The 16,574-nt window shown below is 58.3% G+C and carries 17 protein-coding genes and 1 tRNA gene; 10 read left to right on the forward strand and 8 right to left on the reverse strand.

Annotated elements, in window-relative coordinates:
• Positions 1-43 precede the first annotated feature (43 nt).
• Entirely contained in the window at positions 44-1,081 is a 1,038-nt protein-coding gene (locus ABY734_RS15300; RefSeq protein ID WP_372750238.1) for a rod shape-determining protein, read from the reverse strand.
• 306 nt (positions 1,082-1,387) lie between these two features.
• Between ABY734_RS15300 and gatC the strand changes: the two genes are divergently transcribed.
• Genes gatC through ABY734_RS15320 form a run of 4 tightly spaced genes read left to right on the forward strand, consistent with a single transcriptional unit; the run spans position 1,388 to position 4,932 of the window.
• The gene (gene gatC, locus ABY734_RS15305; RefSeq protein ID WP_372780191.1) at positions 1,388-1,675 is read left to right on the forward strand and encodes an Asp-tRNA(Asn)/Glu-tRNA(Gln) amidotransferase subunit GatC; all 288 of its coding nucleotides are present in this window, start codon (positions 1,388-1,390) and stop codon (positions 1,673-1,675) included.
• 33 nt (positions 1,676-1,708) lie between these two features.
• Positions 1,709-3,163, forward strand: coding sequence for an Asp-tRNA(Asn)/Glu-tRNA(Gln) amidotransferase subunit GatA (gatA, locus tag ABY734_RS15310; protein ID WP_372780192.1), 1,455 nt, complete (start codon positions 1,709-1,711; stop codon positions 3,161-3,163).
• A gap of 10 nt (positions 3,164-3,173) precedes the next feature.
• Positions 3,174-4,619, forward strand: coding sequence for an Asp-tRNA(Asn)/Glu-tRNA(Gln) amidotransferase subunit GatB (gene gatB, locus ABY734_RS15315; RefSeq protein ID WP_372780193.1), 1,446 nt, complete (start codon positions 3,174-3,176; stop codon positions 4,617-4,619).
• A gap of 22 nt (positions 4,620-4,641) precedes the next feature.
• Positions 4,642-4,932, forward strand: a complete 291-nt coding sequence (locus ABY734_RS15320) for a PA4642 family protein (RefSeq protein ID WP_372780194.1) — start codon at positions 4,642-4,644, stop codon at positions 4,930-4,932.
• A gap of 35 nt (positions 4,933-4,967) precedes the next feature.
• Here the strand turns inward: ABY734_RS15320 and smrA are convergent, their stop codons facing one another.
• Positions 4,968-5,549 (reverse strand): DNA endonuclease SmrA, encoded by a 582-nt coding sequence (gene smrA, locus ABY734_RS15325; RefSeq protein ID WP_372780195.1) that lies wholly within the window; start codon positions 5,547-5,549, stop codon positions 4,968-4,970.
• Positions 5,550-5,628: 79 nt separating this feature from the next.
• Here smrA and ABY734_RS15330 point away from each other — a divergent pair, with 79 nt between their 5' ends.
• Positions 5,629-5,898, forward strand: coding sequence for a cysteine-rich CWC family protein (locus ABY734_RS15330; RefSeq protein ID WP_372780196.1), 270 nt, complete (start codon positions 5,629-5,631; stop codon positions 5,896-5,898).
• Positions 5,888-6,622: a sulfate transporter CysZ gene (gene cysZ, locus ABY734_RS15335; protein WP_372780197.1), complete on the forward strand. Its 735-nt coding sequence runs from the start codon at positions 5,888-5,890 to the stop codon at positions 6,620-6,622. The genes ABY734_RS15330 and cysZ overlap by 11 nt, the downstream gene beginning before the upstream one ends.
• A 38-nt stretch (positions 6,623-6,660) precedes the next feature.
• On the opposite strand, the gene rhlB is transcribed toward cysZ, so the two are convergent.
• The 6 genes from rhlB to hemA form a co-directional block, all read right to left on the reverse strand.
• On the reverse strand, positions 6,661-8,022 hold the full coding sequence (gene rhlB, locus ABY734_RS15340) for an ATP-dependent RNA helicase RhlB (RefSeq protein ID WP_372780198.1): 1,362 nt from the start codon (positions 8,020-8,022) through the stop codon (positions 6,661-6,663).
• Positions 8,023-8,099: 77 nt separating this feature from the next.
• Positions 8,100-8,810 (reverse strand): DoxX family protein, encoded by a 711-nt coding sequence (locus ABY734_RS15345; RefSeq protein ID WP_372780199.1) that lies wholly within the window; start codon positions 8,808-8,810, stop codon positions 8,100-8,102.
• A 51-nt stretch (positions 8,811-8,861) separates the two neighbouring features.
• A complete protein-coding gene (locus tag ABY734_RS15350; RefSeq protein ID WP_372780200.1) occupies positions 8,862-9,611 on the reverse strand; it encodes a ThiF family adenylyltransferase in 750 nt (249 codons plus the stop codon).
• On the reverse strand, positions 9,601-10,449 hold the full coding sequence (gene prmC / locus ABY734_RS15355; protein ID WP_372780201.1) for a peptide chain release factor N(5)-glutamine methyltransferase: 849 nt from the start codon (positions 10,447-10,449) through the stop codon (positions 9,601-9,603). Before prmC ends, ABY734_RS15350 begins: the two co-directional genes overlap by 11 nt.
• A gap of 4 nt (positions 10,450-10,453) precedes the next feature.
• Complete coding sequence (gene prfA, locus ABY734_RS15360) at positions 10,454-11,539, reverse strand: peptide chain release factor 1 (protein ID WP_372780202.1); 1,086 nt, start codon at positions 11,537-11,539, stop codon at positions 10,454-10,456.
• A 9-nt stretch (positions 11,540-11,548) separates the two neighbouring features.
• The gene (hemA, locus tag ABY734_RS15365) at positions 11,549-12,814 is read right to left on the reverse strand and encodes a glutamyl-tRNA reductase (protein WP_372780203.1); all 1,266 of its coding nucleotides are present in this window, start codon (positions 12,812-12,814) and stop codon (positions 11,549-11,551) included.
• A gap of 151 nt (positions 12,815-12,965) precedes the next feature.
• On the opposite strand from hemA, the gene ABY734_RS15370 reads away from it, so the two are divergent.
• From ABY734_RS15370 to ABY734_RS15385, 4 genes are all read left to right on the forward strand, one after another.
• Complete coding sequence (locus ABY734_RS15370) at positions 12,966-14,714, forward strand: tetratricopeptide repeat protein (RefSeq protein WP_372780204.1); 1,749 nt, start codon at positions 12,966-12,968, stop codon at positions 14,712-14,714.
• A 2-nt stretch (positions 14,715-14,716) separates the two neighbouring features.
• On the forward strand, positions 14,717-15,277 hold the full coding sequence (gene lolB, locus ABY734_RS15375) for a lipoprotein insertase outer membrane protein LolB (protein ID WP_372780205.1): 561 nt from the start codon (positions 14,717-14,719) through the stop codon (positions 15,275-15,277).
• Positions 15,278-15,287: 10 nt separating this feature from the next.
• Positions 15,288-16,130: a 4-(cytidine 5'-diphospho)-2-C-methyl-D-erythritol kinase gene (ispE, locus tag ABY734_RS15380; protein WP_372780206.1), complete on the forward strand. Its 843-nt coding sequence runs from the start codon at positions 15,288-15,290 to the stop codon at positions 16,128-16,130.
• Positions 16,131-16,140: 10 nt separating this feature from the next.
• Positions 16,141-16,215: transfer RNA gene (locus tag ABY734_RS15385), tRNA-Gln, on the forward strand.
• Positions 16,216-16,574 lie beyond the last annotated feature (359 nt).

Genomic DNA, 16,574 nt, shown 5'->3' on the forward strand with positions numbered 1-16,574 from the left:
TCCCTTAGCCGAGCGCGGCCGGCCCACGCCAGCCCGCAACAGCCTATTCCGTCGACAGCATGTCCAGTCGGTGTTTCTCCATGATCTCCATCGCCCGACCGCCACCACGGGCAACGCAGGTCAGAGGATCTTCTGCCACAATAACCGGTAGCGCACTTTCGTCAGCTATCAGCTGATCAATGCCGCGCAGCAGGGCACCACCACCGGTCAGGACAATCCCGGTCTCGGCGATATCCGCCGCCAGTTCCGGTGGCGACTGCTCGAGCGCGCGCTTGACCGCCTGCACGATGACCGACAGAGGCTCCTGCAGAGCCTCCAGAATTTCATTGCTGTTCAGGGTAAAGCGGCGAGGAATACCTTCGGCCAGGTTGCGACCACGCACATCAATCTCACGGACTTCTTCCAACGGATAGGCGCAGCCGATTTCCTGCTTGATGCGCTCCGCCGTGGCGTCGCCGATCAGGCTGCCATAGGTCCGGCGCACGTGGGTGACAATCGCCTCGTCGAAGCGGTCGCCGCCGACCCGCACCGAATCCGAGTACACAACACCGTTCAAGGAGATAATCGCGATCTCCGTGGTACCACCACCGATATCAACGACCATTGAGCCGGCCGCCTCCTCAACGTTCAAACCGGCGCCGATCGCCGCCGCCATCGGCTCTTCGATCAAACGCACTTCGCGAGCGCCGGCGCTCAGGGCCGACTCGCGAATGGCGCGACGCTCAACCTGGGTTGATTTACAGGGCACGCACACCAGCACGCGCGGGCTGGGTCGAATAATGCTGTTCTGGTGCACTTTGGCAATAAAGTGCTGCAGCATTTTCTCGGTAACCTGAAAGTCGGCGATAACACCATCTTTCAAGGGTCGAATGGCCGTGATATTGCCGGGCGTACGACCCAACATGCGCTTGGCTTCAGTCCCTACTGCCTCGACTGTCTTCTGACCATTGTGAACGCGAATGGCCACAACCGAGGGCTCATCCAGTACAACCCCCTGATCGCGAACATAAATCAGCGTATTGGCCGTCCCCAAATCGATTGAAAGGTCGTTTGAGAACAGACCACGAATTCGTTTGAACATCTATGCAATTCACCTGTAGATACCCGGAGCGGGCATGGTTAAGACAGCCGGAGCGCTGCGAAAAGCCGCTATTTTCTAATATTTTAACGCCGACCGCTATAAATCCCTGCAACTCTATCAACGGCGGGGATTCAGGGCAAGGCGCAAATATGATAAGTTTACCCGCCCTGAATCGCGGGGCTCCCGAGGTGATTGGTCGCCACCCCCGCCCAGCTCCCGATGAATGGAATTTTTGGCTCCTTGACCAACACTTCATGTGTTTGAGCCAGCCATTAACAGACACAGCAGAATACAGACAGGTGACGCATGGCCGTTGGCCCCTCAGAGATTGAAAAAATAGCGCATCTCGCGCGCATTCGCATCGCCCCGGATCAGGTTGACGAGGTTGCCAGCCGCCTGAGCGACATTCTCGGCATGGTTGATCAGATGCAGGCCGTGGACACCAGCGACGTTGCCCCCATGGCAAACCCCCACGATGCTACCCAGCGCCTGCGCCCGGACCTGGTGACCGAAGAAAATCAGCGTGAAAAGTTTCTGGCGCTGGCGCCTATGAGCGAAGAAGGCCTCTTCCTTGTACCCAAAGTTATCGAATAAGCCCGCCCACCCGAACAGACGAGCACAGTGAACATGCACAGTAAAACCCTACGCGAGCTCGCGGATGGACTGGACAGCGGCCAGTTTTCCAGCGAAGAGCTGACCCGCCATTTTTTGAGCCGCATTGCCGAGCACAACCCAACGGTGAATGCCTATATCACCGTGATGGAAGAACAGGCCATTGCCCAAGCCAAGACCGCCGACGCCCGCCGTGCTAATGGAAGGGCCTCCATCCTCGATGGCATCCCGCTGGCCCACAAGGATATTTTCTGCACTGAAGGTGTTCGCACCAGCTGCGCCTCGAAGATGCTCGACAACTTTATTGCGCCCTACAGCGCCACTATCGTAAAAAAAATCGCCAGCGCCGGCATGATCACGCTGGGCAAAACCAATATGGACGAGTTCGCCATGGGCTCATCCAATGAAACCTCCTGGTACGGTCCGGTGCGCAACCCCTGGAACACCGACTGCGTGCCGGGCGGCTCTTCCGGTGGGTCAGCCGCGGCGGTCGCCGCAGGCCTGGCGCCCGCCGCTACCGGCACCGACACCGGCGGCTCGATTCGCCAGCCCGCCGCACTGTGCAACCTGACCGGACTGAAGCCCACCTACGGGCTGGTATCCCGCTACGGCATGATCGCCTTTGCGTCAAGCCTGGATCAGGCCGGCCCAATGACCCGCACCGCAGAAGACTCGGCCCTGCTGCTGCAGGCCATGGCCGGCTTTGACGACAAAGACAGCACCAGCCTGAAACGCGATATTCCCGATTACAGCGCCAGCCTGAACAACTCACTGGAAGGCAAGGTTATCGGCATCCCCAAAGAGTTTTTCGCTGAGGGCCTGTCGGATGAAATCGCAAGCAGAGTACGCGATGCCCTGAGCGAGTTTGAAAAACAGGGCGCTACGCTGAAGGAAATCAGCCTGCCCCACAGCCACCTGTCGATACCCTGCTACTACGTGATCGCCCCTGCCGAAGCATCGACTAACCTGTCCCGTTACGACGGCGTGCGCTACGGCCACCGCTGCAAAGACCCACAGGATCTGATCGACCTCTACACCCGCACCCGGGAAGAAGGCTTTGGCGATGAGGTCAAACGCCGCATTCTGGTCGGCACCTACGCTCTGTCAGCCGGTTTCTACGACGCCTACTATCGCAAAGCCCAGCGCATTCGCCGCCTGATCAAAGGCGATTTTGTCGAAGCCTTTAAGGAAGTCGACATTATTGCGGGCCCAACCTCACCCAACCCGGCGTTTGGCATCGGCGAAAAACTCAATGATCCGCTCACCATGTATCTGGAAGATATGTACACCATCGCGGTAAACCTGGCGGGCATTCCAGCCCTGTCGGTTCCCGCGGGGCTGGTGGATGGCAAACCGGTGGGGCTGCAACTGATAGGCAAAGACTTCTGCGAAGCCGAATTGCTGAATGCCGGGCACCGCTTCCAGCTGGCTACCGATTGGCACACACAAACCCCGGCAGCGTTTGCATAAGGAGACCGACATGGAATGGGAAACAGTCATCGGGCTCGAAGTGCATGTGCAGCTTTCGACCCAATCGAAGATTTTCTCGGGTGCCAGCACCGCCTTCGGCGCCGAGCCTAACACCCAGGCCTGTGCGGTGGATCTGGCCCTGCCCGGCACCCTGCCGGTGCTGAATGAAGAAGCAGTAAAGAGCGCCATTAAATTTGGCCTGGCCGTTAACGCCGAGATCGCGGCGGAATCGGTGTTTGATCGCAAGAACTACTTTTATCCGGATCTGCCCAAGGGCTACCAGACCAGTCAGATGGACGCCCCGATTGTCGGCCCCGGCTGGCTTGATATCCAGCTGGAAAGCGGTGAAACCAAGCGCATTCGCATTCACCACGCCCATCTGGAAGAAGATGCGGGCAAGTCGCTTCACGAAGACTTTCACGGTATGTCCGGCATCGACCTGAACCGCGCCGGCACGCCACTGATCGAAATCGTATCCGAGCCGGATATGCGCAGCGCCGAAGAAGCAGTGGCCTACCTGCGAAAAATTCACTCCATCGTGACCTATCTCGGCATTTCCGACGGCGATATGTCCCAGGGCTCCCTGCGCTGCGACGCCAACGTTTCGGTGCGCCTTAAAGGCACCGACGAGCTGGGTACCCGCACCGAAACCAAGAACCTGAACTCCTTCCGTTTTATCGAGAAGGCTATTCAGATTGAAGCCCAGCGCCAGATCGATGTCCTCGAAGACGGCGGCTCAATCACCCAGGAAACCCGCCTGTTCGACAGCGAGCGCAATGAAGGTCGCCCCATGCGCAGCAAGGAAGAAGCCAACGACTACCGCTACTTCCCCTGCCCCGATCTGCTCCCGGTCGCCGTTGAGCAAAGTCTGATCGACGAACTGAAAGCCGCCATGCCGGAACTGCCGGATGCCAAGCGCGAGCGCTTCCAAAGCAGCTACGGCCTGTCCACCTACGACGCGGCCATTCTCACCAGCGAGCGGGTGATCGCCGATTATTTTGAAGCGGTCGCCGACACAGCAGGCGATGCCAAACTGGCGGCCAACTGGGTGATGGTGGAACTGATGGGGCGTCTTAATAAAGAAGGCACCACATTCGCAGAATCACCCGTCAGCGCCGCACAACTGGGCGGCCTGATCCAGCGTATTCGCGACAACACCATCTCCGGCAAAATCGCCAAGCAGGTCTTTGAAGCCCTGTGGAACGGCGAGGGTGACAGTGCCGACACCATTATCGAAAGCAAGGGCCTCAAACAGATGTCCGACAGCGGCGAGCTGGAAAAAATGGTCGATAAGGTACTGGCCGACAACCCCGATCAGGTCGAGCAGTACAAAGCCGCCGATGAGGGCAAGCGTAAAAAGATGCTCGGTTTCTTTGTTGGCCAGATCATGAAAGCGTCCAAGGGCCAGGCCAACCCCGGCATGGTCAATCAATTACTGAACAAGAAGCTCGGTTAAGCCGGGCTAAAAGGAATGAGCAATGCGTAAAGACAAAGAAAAGGTATTGGACGAGGTCTGGACAGAGGACCGGGTTCGCGAATTTCTGGACGTGCAGCCCCCCAAGGGCGTCAATCCCGATTTTCATATGCTGCTCAAAGCCTACCAGAGCATGCGCGCCGAGGACTTTGAAATTTTCATCAGCATGTTTCTGGACAAAGGGCACGATATCAATGCGAGCGATGACCGCGGACGCACGGTACTGAGCTATGCCAGTGAACACCGCAATTCAGGTGAGTTTGTTGAGATACTGAAAAACAACGGCGCGAAATAGCCCCTGCCCTCTCTTCCAGTGGGAAAGGGGGCTCTCTATTCAACTCGCCCCCGATTGAATTTGATCCGGTTTTCCTGCTTTTTCTGTTCGCTCTTTTTCAGCAGAACATAGACGGCACCCACGCCGCCATGACGCGGCTGGGCGCTGCTGTAGGCAATCACGGGCGCCAATTGTGGCAACCACACATTCAGATAGCTTTTCAGTACCGCGCCTTCAACCTTCGAGCTGAAACCCTTGCCATGCACAATAATCAGGCTGCGCAGGCCTAGGGATAAAGCCTCCTGAATAAAGGAAAATACCTCCTGCCGGGCACGCCCGACGGTCATCCGGTGCAAATCCAGCCGCGCTTCCGGTTCATAGGCGCCCTGCTTGAGCTTGCGAAACACGCCATGCTGCACGCCCGGGCCCTGCCATTCCAGAATATAGTGCGCATCCAGCAGTGGCACCTCGGCATCGGACAGCGGATTGTTATCCGTCGTCGACTCGCGCTCGGCGGCCTCGCGCCGGGCCTTGATCGCCAGCGCAGAAACATCCTCGCGGCGGATGGCCACCCGTTTTTCAGCTTTCAGCGGTTTGACGTCGCCCATTTCTTTGGCGAACCAATCGTCGTCTTGCATGTTCCACCTCCGCCGACAGTATACCGCTCATACGGCGAAAAGGCTGACGTGGGTCAGCGCTTGGCCCTACAATACGCCCATGACCTCAATCAATACCACCGCCGCTGCCCGCCTGTGCCCCCGCTGTCAGCAGGACAACCGCTGCGCCATTGCCCTCGGGCAGGAGGCCGGCCAGTGTTGGTGCCACTCGACCCGCTTCAACCCTCAGCGTGTTGCAGAATATCGCGGACTGGATCGCTGCCTCTGCGAAAACTGTGGCACCGAATTGGTGGACGTCGATACCGCGCAACAATATAAAGTCAAACACCCCTCCCACCCGAACACCCAAAAGGATACCCATGGACAGTGATCTGAGCTATCTGCTGCGCGGCTTTAAAATGTTGCGGGAGCCCGGCATCAAGCCCTTTGTGATTCTACCTATTCTGGTCAATGTGTTGATTTTTGGCGGACTGATGTTTGCGGGTTTTGAGTTGATAGGCAGTGGCATTGCCACCGTGCTCGGCTGGCTGCCGCAGTGGTTGTCCTTTTTGAGCTGGATACTCTGGCCGCTCGCCGTCATTCTGATTCTGGCAATTGCCATGTACAGCTTCAGTACCGTCGCCAATATCATTGCCTCCCCTTTTAACGGCCTGCTTGCTGAAAAAGTGGAAGAAAAGCTCACTGGAAAAGAGGTGTCAGGCCGGGAAACCTTTGCCAGCGCACTGGCGAGTTTTCCGCGCAGTATCTGGCGTGAAGTCCAAAAGCTAAGCTACTACCTGATTTTTGCGCTGATCGTGCTGGTGCTGAGCTTTATCCCCTTGATTTCACCCTTTTCCGGGGTACTGTGGTTTCTACTCGGCGCCTGGATGCTGTCACTGGAATACTGCGACTACGCGATGGATAACCGGGGCTTGAGTTTCAAGGAAAGCAAACGGCGCATCAAAGCCCGACGCGGCAGCACGCTGCCCTTTGGCATGATGGTGATGGCCGGCACCATGGTGCCGATCGTGAATCTGATTATTATGCCGGCGGCGGTGTGTGGTGGGACGATCTTGTGGGTGGAGAAGTTGAAGAACGCGGGAACGCCGGACTAAACCCCCTCACCCTAACCCTCTCCCAGTGGGAGAGGGGACTAAGTCCACTCTTCCGGCGGCTGCTCGCAGGCCAGCTTGTTGCCCAGCAGCTTTTCAATTTCCGGCAGCAGGAAGGCGTCATCCTCTGAGGCAAAGCTGATGGAGGTGCCTTTGGCGCCTGCGCGACCAGTGCGCCCGATACGGTGAACGTAATCCTCCGGGTCTTCCGGCAAGGTAAAGTTCACGACATGACTGATGCCGTCCACGTGAATACCTCGGCCGGCGACGTCGGTCGCTACCAGCACCTGAATCTTCCCTTCTTTAAATTGGGCCAGAGTCTGTGTGCGCTTGTTCTGAGGGATTTCACCCGACAACAAGCCACAGCGGATACCGCTCTTGCGCAGCCGCTCGTGCAGACGCCGGGTCTGGTCGCGGCGGTTGGCAAACACGATCACGCTCTCGGCTTCCGGCATGCGAATAATGCGCTGCAGAATCTGAAACTTCTCGCGCTCTTCAACTAGAAAGACCCGCTGATCCACATTGTCGGTGGCGACACTTTCCGGCTCAATCTCAATATTGACTGGCTGGAAAGTCCACTGCTCAGTAAGACGGATAATGTCTTCGGTAAAGGTCGCGCTGAACAACAGGGTCTGCCTGCTTTCCTTTTTCGGCGTCAGGCGAATGATGCGTTTAACCTGGGGAATAAAGCCCATATCCAGCATACGATCGGCTTCGTCAATAACCAGCTGCTCAATACCGTCGAGATAGAGGTCGCCGCGCCCAGTGAAATCCAGCAAGCGGCCCGGCGTAGCGATCACGATATCCACCAGATCACGGGTCAACTGATTCTGCTGTTTCTGGTAGTCCATTCCGCCAATCAAGGTGACAACGTTCAGGTCGGTGTATTTGGTCAGACCCTTGGCGTCTTCAGCAATCTGTTGCACCAGCTCGCGCGTCGGGGCAATCACCAACGCTCGGGGCTCACCCTGATAACGTTCGTCTTCGATAGGGTTGTTGATCAGATCATTGATCACCGAGATAAGGAAGGCCGCGGTTTTGCCGGTGCCGGTCTGGGCCTTGCCGATAACATCGTGGCCGCGCAGGGTATGGGGCAGGGCTGTCGCCTGAATCGGTGAGCAGTACTGAAACCCCAGGTCGGCTATGGCATGCATCAGCGCGTCGTCAAGACCGAGATCGTGAAAGCGGACTTTGCCCGGCGCTTCCGGCACCGGAAAATCAGCTACCGTCCACCTTGGGGTCGGTTTGCTTTCCGGCTTTGGCTTGCGCTTGGCCGCGGGTCTACCCTTGGCCTTGGTCGCCGGTTTGTCCTGCCGATTTTGATCGTCGGCAGCAGCGGAAGTAGCCTCAACAGGTTCTGTATGGGGTTCTCGTGACTTGCGGGAAAAGAGCTTTTTTAGCAATGCCTAGCCTCGGTTAAATTATAAGAGGCCGGCATTCTAGCAAAACTGGGCGGGATTAGCTTGTTTAGTGCCCTGAGTCAATCGGGCACGTTCAGATCGTCGAGATCGCGCTGCGGCGGGCCAAGGTCCGCCAGCGCCTTGCGCGCCGAACGATCAAAATAGTAATCGAGGCTGAGATAGCGACCACCCCCCCAGAAAAACAACACCATCAGCATAATAAAGTAGGTCGTCGCAAACTCGATGCCGTTGTTCAGAATGACGAAGGAGCCTTTCTCGGTCAGCCAGTCGTAGTTACCGTGCTCGCGGAGAATGTCCTTTGCGCGCTCTAACCGCGCCCCCACTTCCAGGCTGTTTTTGAGGCTGTCCTCTGCTGCGGGAATGCCGACATCGGCCAGCAGTTTGGCGCTGCTTGTGGTCGGGTCGCTCGGTGCAATCGCAAACCAACCATTTTCCAAGTGAACTTCAGTGGCAGCCACAAACATGGTCACCATCAACGGAATGCTGACCCAGCGCACCGCCAAACCGAACAGCAACAGAAAACCGCCGAACAGTTCGGTGCCCGTCGCCAGGCCCGCCATCAGTTCCGGCGCCGGAAGACCCAGACCCCATTCGGCATTGCCGAACCACTGCACGGTGCTGTCAAAGTTACGCCACTTGGTCATACCGGCCGCAATCATGATCGGCGCGAGAAACAGCCTGATCGCAAGCAGCGCCAAACCATCCAGATGTTTCAGCAAACCAAACAGATTGTCGTGAATGGCGTAATAAATTTTCAACAGAATGCCCATTGCACTCTCCACATCCTATGTATCGAATTTTATTAAAATTCTGTCGTATTGTTATTGTCTGCCACACACGGGACAGGACGGGTCTTTACCCAACTTCAGTGTTCTGCACTCCATGGTAGCACCGTCAAGCAACAACAGGCGACCCGTAAGTGTTTCGCCAAAATCTGTTAGTACCTTAACGGTCTCCAGCGCCTGCAGACTGCCTATAACACCCACAATGGGCGCCAGTACACCAGCCTCTGAACAATTCAGCTGCTCATCCCCCGCATCCGGACTGTAAAGACAGCGATAGCAGGGCGAATCAGCCCGGCGAAAATCAAACACACTGAGCTGCCCCTCACTGCGGATCGCAGCGCCACTCACCAGCGGCGTTTGGGTGCGCACGCACGCCTGATTCAGCGCAAAGCGGGTGGCAAAATTGTCGCTGCAATCGACCACCACATCCACACCTTCAACCGCCGCAAGCATAACATCACCGGCCAACCGCTCGGCAATCAGTTCAACCTCAACATCCGGATTCAAAGCCACCACCGCATCCCGCCCGGACTCGACCTTGGCGCGCCCGATGTCGCTCGTTTGGTGTGCTATCTGGCGCTGCAGGTTGCTCAGCTCGACCTTGTCGTCATCGACCAGCACCAACTTACCGACACCGGAGGCGGCCAGATAGAGCGCTACCGGGCTGCCAAGGCCACCGACACCCACCACCAGCACACGGGCCTGCAGCAGCTTTTCCTGACCTTCAACATCAATACCCGGCAGTAGAATATGGCGACTGTAGCGCAAGAGCTGTTCATCGTGCATGGTCAACCTCCCCGATAAGCCGGCCTAGTGTGGCGCGCGGGTTAGCCCCGTAATCCCGGCGCGTTTCAACATCAACAAAGCCGCCGCCTCGCAATATATCCGCCACGGCTTCGGCCTGACGATAACCGTGCTCCAGCAATAACACCCCGCACGGATTCATAAAAGCAGGCGCTGCCGCCACGATCCGCCGAATATCGTCCAGCCCATCAGAGCCCGCCACCAGCGCCGAGCTCGGTTCGTATTTTACGCCCGGGCCGGTCAGGTGCTGGTCATCCTCGGCAATATAAGGGGGGTTGGAAACGACCACATCGAAACGGCGCCCACTCACGGCAGCAAACCAGTCCGAATGCAAAAATTCCACATCCAGCGCCAGTCGCTGCGCGTTACTGGCAGCGAGCTCCACCGCCGCGCGCTGACTGTCGACACCGGTTAGCTGCCAGGCGGGCCGCTCACTGGCCAAAGCCAGCGCTATGGCACCGGTGCCGGTGCCGAGATCCAGCACCTTGAGCGCAGCCTCTGCCGGCAGGGTTTCCAGCAGCCATTCGACCAGCAGCTCGGTATCTGGCCGGGGAATCAGGGTCGCAGGCGAAACCGCCAGCTTTAAACTCCAGAATTCCGCTTCGCCAATCAGATAGGCCACCGGCTCACCGGACTGTCGGCGAGCCAGCAGGACATCGAGTTGTTGCTGCTGTTCTTCTGTCAGCCGCTCGCCATCGTGAGCGTAAAGATAGTAGCGCGGTTGCTGCAAAACATGGCAGAGCAGCAAATCCACATCAAGCGCCGCCGAGGGAGAATCCAGCTCGCGGTGCCGCTGTCGACATTCCGCAACCGTCGCCACGCCCTTACTCCGCCAGCGCCGCCAGCAGATCGGCCTGATACTCCTGCCGCAGCGGCTCAATCACATGCTGAAGATCACCGGCCATCACTTCATCGAGCTTGTAGAGCGTCAGATTGATGCGGTGGTCTGTCACCCGCCCCTGCGGAAAATTATAAGTGCGGATGCGCTCGGAGCGATCGCCACTGCCCACCAACAGCCGGCGGGACTCGGCTTGTTCCTTGGCCTGAGCGCTTTGGGCGGAATCATTCAATCTCGCCTGCAGCAAGGACATAGCCCGCGCGCGGTTCTTGTGTTGCGAGCGCTCGTCCTGACACTCCACCACAATGCCCGAGGGAATATGGGTGATGCGCACCGCCGAATCGGTTTTATTGACGTGCTGACCACCGGCACCACTGGCGCGATAGGTATCAATACGCAGGTCACCCTTGTTCAGCTCCACCTCGTCCACTTCATCGGGCTCGGGCATGATGGCCACAGTGCAGGCCGAGGTATGGATCCGCCCCTGGGATTCTGTTTCCGGCACGCGCTGCACCCGGTGGGCGCCCGACTCGAATTTGAGCTGGCCGTATACATCCTTGCCTTCTACCCGGGTAATAATTTCCTTGTAGCCGCCGTGCTCGCCGTGGCGCTCGCTGAGAATCTCAATGCGCCAACCCTGGCTTTCTGCGTAACGGCTGTACATGCGAAACAGATCGCCAGAGAAAATAGCCGCCTCGTCTCCGCCGGTGCCTGCGCGGATTTCCAGAAATACGTTGTGCGAATCATTGGGGTCCCGAGGCAGTAGTAGCGTCTGCAATTCAAGTTCGAGCGCCTCCAGCCGAGCGGCCCCTTCATCGACCTCTTCTTCGGCCATCTCGCGCATTTCCGGGTCGCTTTCTTCGGCCAGCATGGCGCGGGCCGATTCGAGATCTGCCGCCACCTTTTTATAGTCGCGATGACAGAGCACGACCGGCTCGATCTCCGAGTACTCTTTTGAGTGAGCGCGGAATTTGTCCTGATCGGAAATGATTTCAGGGGCGCTGAGCAAGGCCGCCAGCTCTTCGTAGCGCTCGAGAAGATTGTCCAGTTTGGTCGCAATTGACGCTTTCATTATCTGCCTTTAGTGGTCATCCAGTCCCAGCAGACGGCGAGCCGTGCGCAGGGTTTCGGTTTCGCCGTTGGCAGCCGCCTCGCGCAAGCGCGAGCTGGGATGATGAATCAGTTTGTTGGTCAGGCCCCGAGCCAGTTGCTCGACCACCTGCTCCGGAGCGGTACCTCGCGCCAGTGCGCGCAGGGCCTTTTCTATTTCGTGGCGTCGCATGTCTTCTGCCTGTGCGCGGTAGTCTTTCACCGTATCGACCGCTTCCAGCGATCGCCACTGGCGCTGCCATTCTTCAACCGCCAGCAGAATAATCTGGTCGGCCTTGCGCGCTTCACTGGCCCGCGCCTTGCGGTTTTCATCGACGATCTCTTTCAGATCATCGACGGTATACAAATAAACATCGGCCAGCTCGGCCACCTCGGCTTCAATATCCCGGGGCACGGCGATATCCACCATCAACATCGGGCGATGCTTGCGCTTTTTCAAGGCGGACTCCACCGACCCCTTGCCCAGAATCGGCAACTGGCTGGCGGTCGAAGCCACCACAATATCAATGTCCTTGAGCTGCTCGGGGATATCGGCCAGCAAAACCGCCTCCGCATCAAAGCGATCTGCCAGCTCGCGGGCGCGGTCCAGCGTGCGGTTGGCTATAACCAGCTGCCGCACGCCTTTTTCCTTTAAATGGGTCGCCACCAGTTCGATGGTCTCACCTGCGCCGATAAGAAGGGCACGGCAGCGATCCAGACGGCTGAAAATATGCTGGGTCAGGCTGACCGCCGCATAGGCTACCGACACTGGGTTTTCCCCTATCGCCGTATCGGTGCGCACCCGCTTGGCGGTGGCAAAGATATGCTGGAAGCTGCGCTCAAGGCTCGGCCCAAGCGAGCCGGCCTCCTTGGCGACCGCATAGCAGGACTTCATTTGACCGAGAATCTGCGGCTCGCCAAGCACCAGCGAGTCCAGCCCCGCCGCCACCGTCATCATGTGGCGCACACCGTCAACGCCGGTGTAGCAGTATTCGCACCCTGCAAAATCGGACACCGGCATCTGGTGATAATCGGCCAGCCAGGAGGAGACTGTTTTTACCAATTCGCCTGCGCCTTGCGCATCCACCACGTAGAGCTCGGTGCGATTGCACGTGGAGAGAATAGCCGCTTCTTCAACGCCTTCAATTGCCAGCAGACTCTGCAGGGCCGACTCCATAGCTTCCGGCACAAACGCCACGCGCTCGCGCACGGCAACCGGTGCGGAGTTGTGATTGATGCCCAAAACCAGAAGATTCATGCGGAAGAGCGACAGCCGAACAGGAAAAAGGGGGGCAATTCTAGCAAGATGGCCGCTAAATGTGGATGCCGCTCGATTCTATCTGCCGTTCTGCCGCGCCAACAGGCTCAACCCTACGCCGCCGCAGGAGGGCCGTGCTAGAATTCAACCCATGAGACGTATCACACCTTTTTACCTTCGCCTGCCTGCTGCCGCCCTTCTGGCTGCAGTGTCCGCCTGTACTCAGACACCGATTCAGACCGAACAAAGCCCCACCGCTGCCCCGGAGCCCGAACCGGTTGCCGCTACCGTAACCCGCCCATTCCCGAAAGACAGTTTTCACGATCTGCTGGTCGCCGAATTTGCCATTCGCCGTCAGCACTACGATCTGGCGCTTGAGCTTTACCTCAACCAGGCCGAGCAAACCGGAGACCTTGGCATCATTGCCACGGCGGCACGACTCTCCCAGTTTGTGAACAATGAAAGCGCAGCGCTGCAAACTACCTCTCTGTGGCTGGAAAAAAATCCGGAGGCCGCCGAAGCCCATTTTATTCGCGCTACCGCACTGGCTCGCTCGCGGCGCCCGCTGGAAGCCTTGCAGCATATGGAAGCGGTGATCGGCAGCGATCACGACAGCAACTTTGCAACCCTCGCCGCCAGCGCCCTGGCCCAGTCCGAAATTGACCAGCAGCAGTTTGAAAGTGCCATTCGCGAGCTGCTTGAACGCCACCCAGACAATCTCAACCTGAAAACCGGTGTCGCCCTCACTCTGCAATACCGCAATCAGGAAGACGAAGCGCTGAGTCTGATCCGCGAGGTGCTGGCAGCCGACCCCAGCAACATGCACGCCCTGCTGATTGAAACCCGGGTACTGCAACAACTCGGGCGCGTTCAGGAGGCCATCGAACGGCTGCAATTTGCGATCGACCAGTACCCCTACCACAAGCGACTCCGCCTGAATCTGGCACAATTGCTCACCCGCAGTGACATCTATCTGGCCAAGGCCCAGTACACGGTGCTGCACAATCAGCATCCGGAAGACGACGCCATTCGTCTGGCGCTGGCACTGGTCAACCGTGAAATCGGCGATTACAAGTCAGCCAAAGCCCTGCTTACCGATCTGATCAGCCGCAGCCAGCAGCGCGACACGGCCTATTATTTTCTTGGCCGCATTGCCGAGCAGGAAGAGGACTGGTCTTCCGCGATCGACTACTACAGACAGGTCAGTGGCGGCGACCAGCTGATTCCCGCCCTGACCCGGCTGGCGGAAGTCCGCGCCGAACAGGATGGTCTGCCGCAGGCCCGGGCAGACCTTGCCGCCGCGCGCCTGCGCTTTCCCGACCAGGATATCCAGCTCTATCTGGTAGAGTCCGACCTGCTGTTTGAACACCGCCTGTATAAAGAAGGCTTTTCCCTGCTGAGCGAAGCCCTGACCAAGCACCCGGAAAACACCAACGTGCTGTACGCCCGCTCTCTGTTCAGTGAGCGCCAGAAGAACGTTGCGCTGATGGAACAGGACCTGCGGCAGATCCTGAGCAATGACCCGGACAACGCCACCGCCCTGAACGCTTTGGGCTACTCGCTGGCAATCCTGACCGACCGCCTGAACGAAGCACGGGCACTGGTCAGCAAGGCCCTGCAGCTGCGCCCGGACGACCCGGCCATTCAGGACAGCTACGGCTGGATTGCCTACCGCTTGGGCAACCTTGAATTGGCCGAAAACTACCTGTCGAAAGCTTTTTCCCAATCCAAAGACCATGAAATTGCCGCCCACCTCGGTGAAGTTCTCTGGCGCTTGGGGCAGCGGGAACAGGCCATTTCAGTATGGCAACAGGGCCTGAGCAACGACCCGAGCAGCACCATTATTATCGACACCCTGCAGCGCCTGCAGGTCAATCTGCCGGATGCGGACAAGCCCTGAACATGAAAGCCCTTTTCATTCTCGCTCTGGCAGCCCTTCTGGCAGCCTGCAGCTCAACACCGGACGCGACCGGCGGAGTTTCAACTCCCGCCGATACTCAGCACTGGTCTGTTAAGGGAAAAGTCGCCATCTGGGCCGAGGACCAACGCGAGACAGCGAATTTTGAGTGGCAGAATTGCGACAAACGCTACCGTATTCGCTTGAGCGGCCCGCTGGGTGTCGGCTCAGCGATTATCAACGGCGATCCGCAAGAGGTCAGCCTGCAGCGCGGCGGGGAGCCCACACTCTACGCCGACACCCCCGAGGAGCTGCTAGCGGCTATGGGCTGGATCATGCCTGTCTCCGCTCTGCGTTATTGGCTGCGCGGGAAGGCCGACCCGCGCGCCCCGGCGCGCACAGCAACGATGGCAGACAATACGCCCACACTCGAGCAACACGGCTGGCTTATTGAATACAGCGAAGGCGGGGTATGGCCCGAGAAAATCAGCATGAACCATCACAGCGCCCGCCTAAAGTGGCTGTTGCGCGACTGGGAGAACTTCAGCGAGTGTCCGCTGCCATGAGATTAGCGACATGAGCACGCTGAGCCTGCTGGCACCGGCCAAGCTGAATCTCTGCCTGAAAATTACCGGTCGCCGCGACGATGGCTACCACCTGCTGCAGAGTCTGTTTCAGCTACTGGACTTCGGCGACACCCTGCATTTTGCGCCGCGAAGCGACACCGAGATTACACTTCACACGCCCTTTGACGGCGTCGCCCCGCAGGACAACCTGATTGTGCGCGCCGCCTACGCTCTGCGCGATGCCACCGCCACTCGCTATGGTGTCGATATTCACTGCGACAAGCACCTCCCCATGGGCGGCGGCATCGGCGGCGGCAGCTCTAACGCCGCCACTACACTGCTGGCGCTGAACCACCTTTGGCAAACCGGGCTCAGCGAAAACGCGCTCAGCGAGATCGGTCTCGCCCTTGGCGCCGATGTACCGGTTTTTGTGCGCGGTCGAACGGCCTGGGCGGAAGGCGTCGGCGAAAAGCTCACCCCGGTGGAAATGCCAGAAGACTGGTTTGTCGTGATTCATCCCGGCGTCAGCGTCGCCACCCGTGAAATTTTTTCACACCAGCAATTGACACGTAACAGTCGACCCATCAAAATAGCGGCCTTTCTTGAGCAGGGTGCCGGAAATGACTGCGAAAATGTGGTCAAAAGCCTGTATCCAGAGGTAAAAAACGCCCTGGATTGGCTAAGCCAATTTGCACCCGCTCAACTTACAGGCACCGGTTCGTGTCTGTTTGCCCGGTTCGCTGATGAAGCGTCAGCACGAGAAGTTTTCTCAAACAGGCCGGCCAGTTACAGCGGCTTTGTAGCACGCGGCGTCAATGTCTCGCCAAGTCACTCTGCCCTGAACCAGATTTAACCAGTTTTGCTGGGGCGTCGCCAAGCGGCAAGGCAACGGGTTTTGATCCCGTCATTCGGAGGTTCGAATCCTCCCGCCCCAGCCATTACTCGGAAAGACCGCAGAAACTTGCGGCAAGTTGCACACTTGGCTAAATCCTCCCCGGCGGGAGGGTTCGAACCGACAAGAGGTTCGACCAACTGTGCAACAGTTGGGACAAGGAGCGATAGCGACGCAGCCCGTAGGGCGAAAACAGCCCATAGGCTGTTTGAGTCTATCCTCCCGCCCCGACTCCCGAACCAACCGACATCGACTGCTTTATTTTGATGTAGCTGCCCACCGCAGCTATTTTTCGTTCAGGCCCCGCGATTTTTCCGGCGGCGTGACAGCTGTCAGGGCTCAGGGCAGAGCCTTGAGGAATTTAACGCCGCATGTGTTTCGAACCTCCAGGCGATCAGAAAGACA

The organism is Litorivivens sp. (assembly GCF_041624475.1).
Lineage (GTDB): Bacteria > Pseudomonadota > Gammaproteobacteria > Pseudomonadales > Spongiibacteraceae > Litorivivens.

What these genes read in the sequence shown, in the direction of transcription:
- ABY734_RS15300 (WP_372750238.1), bottom strand. Translation starts at nt 1,081, where the DNA reads ATGTTCAAACGAATTCGTGGTCTGTTCTCAAACGACCTTTCAATCGAT.
- gatC (WP_372780191.1), top strand. Translation starts at nt 1,388, where the DNA reads ATGGCCGTTGGCCCCTCAGAGATTGAAAAAATAGCGCATCTCGCGCGC.
- gatA (WP_372780192.1), top strand. Translation starts at nt 1,709, where the DNA reads ATGCACAGTAAAACCCTACGCGAGCTCGCGGATGGACTGGACAGCGGC.
- gatB (WP_372780193.1), top strand. Translation starts at nt 3,174, where the DNA reads ATGGAATGGGAAACAGTCATCGGGCTCGAAGTGCATGTGCAGCTTTCG.
- ABY734_RS15320 (WP_372780194.1), top strand. Translation starts at nt 4,642, where the DNA reads ATGCGTAAAGACAAAGAAAAGGTATTGGACGAGGTCTGGACAGAGGAC.
- smrA (WP_372780195.1), bottom strand. Translation starts at nt 5,549, where the DNA reads ATGCAAGACGACGATTGGTTCGCCAAAGAAATGGGCGACGTCAAACCG.
- ABY734_RS15330 (WP_372780196.1), top strand. Translation starts at nt 5,629, where the DNA reads ATGACCTCAATCAATACCACCGCCGCTGCCCGCCTGTGCCCCCGCTGT.
- cysZ (WP_372780197.1), top strand. Translation starts at nt 5,888, where the DNA reads ATGGACAGTGATCTGAGCTATCTGCTGCGCGGCTTTAAAATGTTGCGG.
- ABY734_RS15345 (WP_372780199.1), bottom strand. Translation starts at nt 8,810, where the DNA reads ATGGGCATTCTGTTGAAAATTTATTACGCCATTCACGACAATCTGTTT.
- ABY734_RS15350 (WP_372780200.1), bottom strand. Translation starts at nt 9,611, where the DNA reads ATGCACGATGAACAGCTCTTGCGCTACAGTCGCCATATTCTACTGCCG.
- prfA (WP_372780202.1), bottom strand. Translation starts at nt 11,539, where the DNA reads ATGAAAGCGTCAATTGCGACCAAACTGGACAATCTTCTCGAGCGCTAC.
- hemA (WP_372780203.1), bottom strand. Translation starts at nt 12,814, where the DNA reads ATGAATCTTCTGGTTTTGGGCATCAATCACAACTCCGCACCGGTTGCC.
- ABY734_RS15370 (WP_372780204.1), top strand. Translation starts at nt 12,966, where the DNA reads ATGAGACGTATCACACCTTTTTACCTTCGCCTGCCTGCTGCCGCCCTT.
- lolB (WP_372780205.1), top strand. Translation starts at nt 14,717, where the DNA reads ATGAAAGCCCTTTTCATTCTCGCTCTGGCAGCCCTTCTGGCAGCCTGC.
- ispE (WP_372780206.1), top strand. Translation starts at nt 15,288, where the DNA reads ATGAGCACGCTGAGCCTGCTGGCACCGGCCAAGCTGAATCTCTGCCTG.